General features: G+C 40.7%; 3 protein-coding genes. All 3 read right to left on the bottom strand.

The window, feature by feature from the left end; all coding sequences use genetic code 11:
* Positions 1-4 precede the first annotated feature (4 nt).
* The 3 genes from V7K76_RS13395 to V7K76_RS13385 all read right to left on the bottom strand — a co-directional run bounded on the left by V7K76_RS13395 (position 5) and on the right by V7K76_RS13385 (position 9,284).
* Positions 5-766, bottom strand: a complete 762-nt coding sequence (locus V7K76_RS13395; protein WP_334776163.1) for a class I SAM-dependent DNA methyltransferase — start codon at positions 764-766, stop codon at positions 5-7.
* A gap of 94 nt (positions 767-860) precedes the next feature.
* A complete protein-coding gene (locus V7K76_RS13390) occupies positions 861-3,383 on the bottom strand; it encodes a condensation domain-containing protein (protein ID WP_334776162.1) in 2,523 nt (840 codons plus the stop codon).
* Positions 3,384-3,461: 78 nt separating this feature from the next.
* Positions 3,462-9,284, bottom strand: coding sequence for an SDR family NAD(P)-dependent oxidoreductase (locus V7K76_RS13385; protein ID WP_334776161.1), 5,823 nt, complete (start codon positions 9,282-9,284; stop codon positions 3,462-3,464).
* Positions 9,285-9,346: the final 62 nt, after the last annotated feature.

The raw sequence follows: 9,346 nt of genomic DNA, 5'->3' as shown, positions 1-9,346 counted from the left end.
AAATTTACTGATTTGGCTGTTTACGACACATAAATACAGATCCTGTATCCGGTATGTCTTCTAATCCAAAATCTTTTATTGGATCATAAATAGTAATTTCAGTAAACCCTATTTCTTTTAAAGCTGACTCAACTGCTATTGTTGAATAAGGTTTCAATAAAAAAGTTCCATTTGAACGTTGCCACGTTCCATTTATCAGTTGAAAGTTAGCTGTGTATTTTCGAGCTATTTTATTTTCAGAATCGTAGCTCCAAATTTCAGTCCAGACATTCTCATCTGTGATACCACCACCAACATCATTCCTTGCCCAATTTTTTTCACACAATTCTTCTATATATAATTGAAATATAAAAAAACCGTTTTCTAGCAGTGATTCATACACATTCTTTAAGGCATCTTTTAGTTCATCAATATAAAGAAGGTAGTTGAGAACATGATCTGTAGAAATAGCTAGATGGAAGGTAGCATTTAATTTGAATAATCGTGCATCATCTAGAATGAATTCCCCATCTGGTGCATTCTCACGAGCGCGCTGCAACATTCCTTCAGAGGGATCAAGCCCAGTTACTCGATACCCTCTTTTTAATAACCGTTGTGCAATTTGTCCTGAACCACAACCTAAGTCAAAAATATGTGCTCCTTCGGGGATATGTTTAAAAACTAACTTTTCCAGACAACTTACTACCAGATCGTGATGTTCTATACCTTTCAAGTCGTAATAGGAAGCTATAGAATCATGATTAGTATTGCGTTTCGTTGAAGACATAACTATTTTCTCCTAATACTAAATAATCCTAATATTATTTATCTATTTTTTATAAAATTAATAAATGTTTATTAATTTCATAAAATATCATTTGCTAATTTTCTATCATTTCTCCCATTGCTACCACAATTTTTCGTTGCCCAACATAGGGATAACGTCCATGTGCAGCCAGCATATTATCTAGCATCAAAATATCTCCTTGATGCCAAGGAAAGCTAATCTTTGACTGCTGATAAACTTCATTAATTTCTGCAATAATTGAGTCTTCTATAGGAGTTCCATCACCGTAATATACATTACGCGGTAACTTTTGCTCTCCGAATAAAGACAACAGAGATTCTCGAACTTCTGTATTTAAATATGCTATGTGATGTAACTGTATTTGATTAAAAAATACCCTGTCACCAGTTTGAGGATGGACTGCGATCGCTGGACGAACTTGGCGGGTTATTAAGTTTTTATTATCATACCATTCAAAATCAATTTTTGCCTGATTACAATAATTTTCTACGACCAATTTATCATTGGTCTGAAAGAAGTCTTGCCAACTGACATCTAAACCATCAGTGTAATTGCGAACATACATTAATTGTTTTTCAGCTAGTCTTTCTCGCAATTTAGGATTGATGATTTTATAGGCTTTCCGACAGTCTACAATTGGCGTTTCTCCACCTTGCTGGGCTGGTTGGATGCAGAAAAACCAAATTTTTAGAGGAAAGCGATGCAAGTGAGAACTTTCATTGTGGAAGAGGATAGCTGTATCTGCTGGGTAAGGGGTAGAACCATAAATTTTACCGCCTTCTCCAGCACGAGGTAAGTCACCATAATCACCAAATAAGTCTGGACAAATTGCTTGGGCTACGCTTTCAAATTCCGAAGCTGAATTTACATTGAAACCTCGCAAGAGAATGGCGCCATGTTTTAATAATTGTCTTTCTAGAAAATCTCGGTTAGCTTTAGCCCAAAACACTAAATCAATCTCTTCAGCAGGCTGAATGACTAGAGGAAATGTTTGCCCTGGTTGGAGATAATCGGTTTTGATTAATCTTTCTTGTGATAGGATAACAGGTTTGGAGGCAACACTGAGGAATTTTTCCCGATTAAACGCTTTGCGCTCTTGTTTTTGCATAGCTTGTTGTTTTATTTCAGCTTCAGTGAGCATTTCTAAAGTGCCAATCCGCGTATCAGGTTGGGATATAATACTGTTAAGTAGCTTCTGGAAATGAGCTGTCAGGCGAGTAATGGTCGTCGCATCGAAAATATCTGCATTGTACTGCCACTTGCCCAAGATTCCCTGCTCTGTTTCGGTGAGAAATAGCGCTAAATCAAACCTTGCTACTTTGTTTTCAACCTCCAAAAAGCTTAATGTCAGTCCGGGCAATTCTAAAGCTGGTAGGGGCGTATTCTGAAGGACAAACAATACCTGAAATAGTGGCGAACTATTGCTCAAATTTCGCTCAGGTTGCAAAGCCTTGACTAATTGATCGAAGGGTAAATCCTGATGAGCATAAGCTCCCAATGCTACTTGGCGGACTCGTTTGAGCAACTCCCGGAAACTGGGGTTACCACTCAGGTCAGTGCGTAAGACAAGCAAATTAACAAAAAAACCAATTAATGGTTCTATTTCAGCCCGGTTACGGTTGGCGACATCAGTACCCACAACGATGTCATCCTGATTTGTGTAGCGTTGTAGCAATACTTGAAAACCTGCTAGCAGGGTCATGAATAAAGTCACACCCTCTTCACGTGAAAGTGCTTGCAGTGCTTTTGATAGGTTTGGGGGAATTACGAAGGATGAAGTAGCACCCCGATTGGTTTTAACTTCTGCTCTGGGACGAGTTGTCGGTAATTGCAGTACAGGGAGGTTGTTCCCTAGTTGTTTCTTCCAGTATGCAAGTTGGCCTTGCAGTACCTCACCTTGCATCCACTGATGCTGCCAAGCTGCAAAGTCTGCATACTGAATTGGCAGTTCCGGAAGTGGGGAGGGTTTTCCAGTGGAGAAGGCTTGGTACAATGCTCCCAACTCTCGAACAAACACACCCATTGACCACCCATCTGAGACAATATGGTGAATTGTAAATAATAATATATGCTCTTGTTCGCCGAGGCGCAGGAGGCTACATCTGAGTAACGGGCCTTGGATGAGGTCAAAGGTGCGTTGAGATTCTTCTACAATTAGTCGTTGTACCTCAGGATTCTGTTGTGCTTCTGGCAACTTACACATATTCACTACTGTGATTGTGACATTCGCAGTAAGAATAGGATGAATGACTTGAACTGGTTGATCCTCCACCATTTCAAAAGTAGTACGTAAAGCTTCATGGCGTCGCACAATCTCGTTGAAACTCTGCTCCAGAGCTACCAAGTCAAGCGCACCTATCAACTGTATAATTCCTAGTTCATTATAAGAAGTATTGCCAGGATCAATTTGATCGAGAAACCACAACCGTTGTTGAGCAAAGGATAGGGGAATAGGATTTCTTTGGGAACGTTTGGGAATAACCTCTAGTTGAGAGCGAGAGTCAACTTGACCCCGCAGCCGCTTTTCGAGAAGTTCTCGCTGAGTGGGTGAAAGCTTCGACCGTCGTTTCCAAATTTCATCTTTTGAAATTTTCATGAACAATATCTTTATCTCAAAGACTTTTGCTATCTAGTTTGACAATTGCACATCAAGGGTAAAAGGCATTTCTCAAATCTAATTAATTTTAACTTCTGAGAATTTTTCTAACTCTTCTAGGATCATTTCTTCAATAACCAAAGCCAACTCAGCTATATTTGGTTCATCGAAGAAGCGTTGATGAGACAGTTCTATATTGAAGGTTTTACGTATTCGAGAAATAACAATAGTAGCAAGTAAAGAGTCTCCTCTCAACTCAAAAAAATTATCATGAATTCCTACCTGTTCAATACTAAAGATTTCCTGCCATATATCCGTTAGAATGCCCTCAATCTCGGTACGTGGAGCAACATAAGCATTTACTAGGTTAGGACGAGGGTGAGTTGGTTTATCTCGCCTAACCTTAGTAAATTCTTCTTCTAAGGCATTGAGAGTATCTTTTAAATTAATCAAATTCCGATTAATCAGGTTATTAAAATCGCTTTTCGATACAACTACCTGAGGTATTGTGCTACAAAACAGAATACGTCTAAAAGCCTCCATACCTTCTTCAAGGGTTAATCCTGCTTCTTCAAGTGTTAATTCTGACACTCTATCTAAGTTTGTTTGAGTTATCCATTCTGGAGTGTTCCATCTATTCCAATTTATGGATCTAATAAACCTGCCTTTTTTAGAGGCACTATAGTAAGCAAACGCATCAATAAAAGCACATTCAGCAGTATATTCTACTAGCCCGATTCCGCCTAGAACTGAAGCTTGGGATGAAGTCAGTACAAAGAAATCCAACTCGGTATCTTTGAAGAGATTATCAAGTATTATTGTTCCTATTACTTTCGGTGCAAGAAAAATTCTTCCTGTTTCTAGCGTTTTTTGGGCAAAGAATTCTTGTTGGCTTTCTACAGCATTATGAATTACCCCATTAATCTGACCAAATCGATTGTTAGCGTGAGTGATTGCTGCTTCCATTTGTTCTCGATTGGTAACGTCAGCTTTAACTACTAAAACTTCCGCACCCAACGCCTCAAGTTCTTGCAATTTAAGGATCTTACGGCTGACGCTATCTTGCTCACCATAATCTGATAGCCATTGTGACCACTCATCTTGGTTAGGAAAAGCTGAACGCCCTATCAGTATGAGTTTTGCTTGTAGAGTCTTCGCTAGATATTCTGCATTAAAAAGACCAACTCCTCCTAATCCACCCGTAATTAGATAAACTCCCCTTTCCCTTAACTGGGGTTTTGCTTCAACTACTCTATCCAAGCGGACGGGTTCAAAAGTCTGTACCCAGCGATAATTTCCACGGTATGCCACAACACGGTCAGACGACTGAATTGTGAATTCTGCTAGTAGCTGATTTACAAGCTTTTCTTGTTGCCAATTTTCTGTTGCAGGAATAACGATATCAATGCTACGACAGGTGATATTCGGATACTCTTGCTGAATGACTTTACACGGCCCTAATACAAAAGCCTTACCAGGGTCTAACACCTCTGAGCCTGTCACTTCCTGCAAATTGTTTGACACAATTTCAATTTGCATAGGATTTGTCAGACTTTGCTGCTCTGCAAGCGCTTGTGCTAGAAATACCAGACTGTAAAAGCCAAGAGTTTCACACCTTTCAAGGGAATCAATTGTTAATTCTGTGTGACTGTTCGATGTAAGATTCCACAAATGTAAAGTCCTGTTTGGAGTCAGATCCAGTCTACTAAGTTCTTTGATTAAGGCGTAGTAGTCATCCTGTCGTCGAGGGTTGATGGTATATACGCGTTGATCATATGCTATTTCGCTACTAAATTGCTCTCCTATTCTGACGATAATTGCATTGTTACCCTCAAGGGTAAGTCGTTGCACGATTTTATCACCCAAGCCGCACTCATCGATAAATACTAACCAACACCCTGGCTGAGTTGCTTGAAGCTTTGAGCTAAACAGCTGAGGCGGCATTAAGCGTTTCCAAGATGGAATGTAAAACCAGTCGGAAATATCCAGCTTTTCGTGTAATGAAACTTGAAGTTTGCTTTCAGCATCTTTTGGCTCAAAGGTTACAGTAAATGCTGAAGCTGCGGGTAATGCTGTTGACGCAGAAGCTTGAGCTACGAAAACATATTGTTCAAAAGCATCAATTTCAGAAAAAGCCTCCACCTCAACAAACCCATGATTACGTAAAGCTTCCTGCCACTGTTCTTTTGATAAAAAGGGATTACCTGAACTTCGTTGTTCATCCTCTAACGGATTCATCAACAGACCATCAATCATGTCGAAGTCTAATTGAGGTTGCGTTATCTCCTGGATTAATAACAGACCTTCAGGAGCCAATAAAGAGCGTACATGCTCAAGAGTTTTTCCTATGTTCTGAGTCACATGCAGCACATTTACAGCTACTACTACATCAAAGCTGTGGCTCTCGTACCCTTGCTCAGATGGAGGCTGCTCGATGTTTAGCAAACGATATTCAACAAATGGATAGGCGCTAAATTCCTTTTCAGCTTCCGTTAGGAAAAAACCGCCTACATCAGTAAAGGTGTAATTGGTTTGCTTGGATAGCAATATAGGTAGCAATTCTGCCGTTACAATACCAGTTCCACCCCCGATTTCTAGGATTCTTAGGTTTACCTCGGATGGCAATGACTTTATTACCACCTCCAGGCTCGCTTGGATAATGGCATTAAAGTAGATATCAGCAGGTAAGTTTTGCCGAGAAATTTCTCCCTCCTTGGCTAACGTAGCAGCATACAACTTCAATGGTTCTTTTTTACCAATAAGTATGTCTGCCAGATTTTCACCAAAGTTCTGGACGAGTTCTATCTGTTGAGGTATATCAGCCCATCTAATTCTGAATTCTTTTACCAAACTATTAATACAATCTGCTGACAATGGTAAAAGGTTTGTAAAGAGTTCCCCATCTTGCTTTAGGTGGCCTCGCTCTACAAGGACATCCAGCCAGCGACACAATAATTGTCGGTAGTGAGGAATAACTTGACATTGCTCAAACAACTCCTCAAGAGAATAGTTCTGTGATGGATTGTTGAATGCACCTAAACCCTTTAAAGCAAGATTCATGTAGGCGGTACATAAATGTTCTAAGGACTGTTTGTTCGCTAGATAAGTATGATTGTCAAATTCCTTTATTCCTTCACCGGCTTGGAATTGACCAACTTCTACCAGAGATTTCCAAAGCTCCGGTGCCGATACACTTCGTTGGAGGTTTCCCTTAGTTGAAGGTGAAAGTTTTTCGGGTTCAATCCAGTAACGCTGCCGCTCAAAGGGATATGTTGGCAAGGGAAGACGATGACGGCGCTCATTGGTGTAAAATCTTGACCAATCTACTTGTACTCCATACAACCAGAGTTTACCTAATGTGTTCAATAAGAATGTAATATCCGACTGTTTTTCTTTCGGATGCCGTAATGAAGATAGTCCTGGGGAATCTAAATGCTTTTTAGTAAAGCTACACAAAGTGCGTCCTGGCCCCACTTCTAGTAGGATGTGATTTGGCTCTTGCAACAATGTATAAATACCTGCTGCAAACCGCACTGTTTGCCGTAAATGTTTTGCCCAGTAATTTGAATCTGTGGCTTGTTCTGCTGTAATCCAGGTTCCTGTGACATTAGAAACAAAGGGAATTTTTGGAGGGTGTAATTTGACTTTGCTTACTTCCTTCTGGAATGCCTCTAATATGGGTTCCATCATTGGGGAATGAAAAGCATGGGAAGTATGGAGACGGCGGCAGTCTATACCTTGATCTTGGAGCTTGTTTTGAAATGCATCTATAGCATCATGGGTTCCCGAAACCACACACAAGGCGGGTGCATTACTGGCAGCAAGGGATAATTTTTCATCAAGTAAAGCTTTAACTTCTTCCTCTGGCAATGGTACGGAGAGCATAGCACCAGATGGTAGTTGTTGCATTAGTCGCCCACGAGCAGCCACCAGCCCCAAAGCATCGCCAAGAGACATAACACTAGCTAAACAAGCGGCGACATATTCCCCAATACTATGCCCTATCATCGCTTGGGGAGAAATGCCCCATGACATCCACAACTGAGCCAGAGCATATTCAATCACAAATAGTGCTGGCTGAGTGATATGAGTTTGTTGTAGTTTTTGTGCTGCGGCTTCTGACTCAGACTCGCTCGGATAAATGAGCGATCGCAGATCCAATCCTATATGAGGTTGGAGCAATTTACAGCACAAATCCACTTGTTCTCGAAAAATTGGCTCAGTCTGGTAAAGTTCTTTGCCCATGTCCACATACTGAGCGCCCTGTCCAGGAAACATAAACGCGATGGGGCGATTCTCTACTTCAAGTAAGTTAGTGAAAACTCTTTGAGGATCTCGCACCTGTAAGGCGTTGATTGCATCTTCGATATCTTCACACACCAGCACGCGACGATGATTAAATTCCCTGCGTCCTACTTGCAACGTATGCGCCACATCTGCCAGAGTAATATCGCTGTGTTGCTTGAGGTATTGAATCAGATTTTCTGTTGCAGTTTCCAAAGCTGAGTCAGTTTTGGCAGAAAGTAGCAACAATTGCCAGGGACGAGAAGGGCTAGAAGGTTCCAGGACTGGTGCTTCTTCTAGAATGACATGAGCATTAGTCCCACCAATACCCAACGAACTCACACCAGCACGACGAGGAACACCATTCGTTTTCCACTCTGTCAATTTTGTATTGACGTAAAAGGGACTATTCGCAAAATCAATCTGGGGATTGGGCTGCTCAAAATTCAAGCTGGGTGGTATTTGCTGATGTTTCAGGGCTAAAACTGTTTTAATCAGTCCTGCAATCCCAGCAGCTGCATCTAGATGACCAATGTTTGTTTTAACTGAAGCGATCGCACAGAAGCCTTTTTTATCGGTACTTTCACGAAACACGTTTGTTAAAGCAGAAATTTCAATGGGATCGCCTAAGACAGTTCCTGTACCGTGAGCTTCTACATAGCTAATTGTTTCAGGTTCCAGCCCAGCTAAAGCAAGTGCTTCTGCGATGACATCTGCTTGTCCGTTAACACTGGGTGCTGTGTAACCAACTTTACCAGAACCATCATTGTTGATCGCACTACTTTTAATCACAGCATAGATATTATCACCATCAGCGATCGCCTCAGATAACCGCTTCAAAACTACAATTCCCAGTCCATTACCAATAATTGTTCCCTTGGCTTTGGCATCAAAGGCACGACAGTGGCCATCAGGTGATAAGATACCTCCTTCTTCATACAAATACCCGGTTTTTTGGGGAATATGAATAGATACTCCACCTGCTAAAGCCATATCGCATTGGTAATTTAATAGACTTTGACAAGCTAAAGAAATAGCTACTAAGGAAGTAGAACAAGCGGTTTGTACCGTTAGACTTGGGCCTGTGAGATTTAATTTATAGGAAACTCGAGTCGCCAGAAAATCTTTATCGTTACCAATTCCCTTTTGGAAAATGCTAGCTAATCCAACTTGTTGGCGCAGCCCGCCGCAGGCATCGCTATTTAAATCCAATGATAAATAATTATTTGAACTAGAACCAGCGTAAACTCCAATCCGACTTTCGCAACGTTGGGAGTCATAGCCAGCATTTTCTAATGCTTCCCATGCATATTCTAAAAATAAACGATGCTGCGGATCTGTAATTTCTGCTTCTTTAGGATTAACGCCAAAGAATGAAGCATCAAATAAATCTATATCTTCTAGTACCGCTCTAGATTTTATATATTTCGGGTCATTGATTACTGTCGGTTTTATACCTTCCGACAGTAATTCTTCATCTGAAAAAACAGCAATAGATTCTACACCATCTCGAATATTTTGCCAAAATTTATCGATACTTTTAGCCCCAGGAAAACCCCCTGCCATGCCAATAATGGCTATTCCTTCTATAGAATTTGGCGTTTCTGAAATACTCATAGCTTTGTCCTTAATGCCGATTTATTTTGTCTGCTGATAGCCAATTTTTGCGTCCTTTATAC

It is taken from the genome of Nostoc sp., from assembly GCF_036917975.1.
Taxonomy (GTDB): Bacteria; Cyanobacteriota; Cyanobacteriia; order Cyanobacteriales; family Nostocaceae; genus Nostoc.
This window is presented reverse-complemented; position numbering and strand designations above follow the sequence as displayed.

Excerpts from the sequence above, each read along its gene's own strand:
- V7K76_RS13395 (WP_334776163.1), bottom strand. The coding sequence starts at position 766 with ATGTCTTCAACGAAACGCAATACTAATCATGATTCTATAGCTTCCTAT.
- V7K76_RS13390 (WP_334776162.1), bottom strand. The coding sequence starts at position 3,383 with ATGAAAATTTCAAAAGATGAAATTTGGAAACGACGGTCGAAGCTTTCA.
- V7K76_RS13385 (WP_334776161.1), bottom strand. The coding sequence starts at position 9,284 with ATGAGTATTTCAGAAACGCCAAATTCTATAGAAGGAATAGCCATTATT.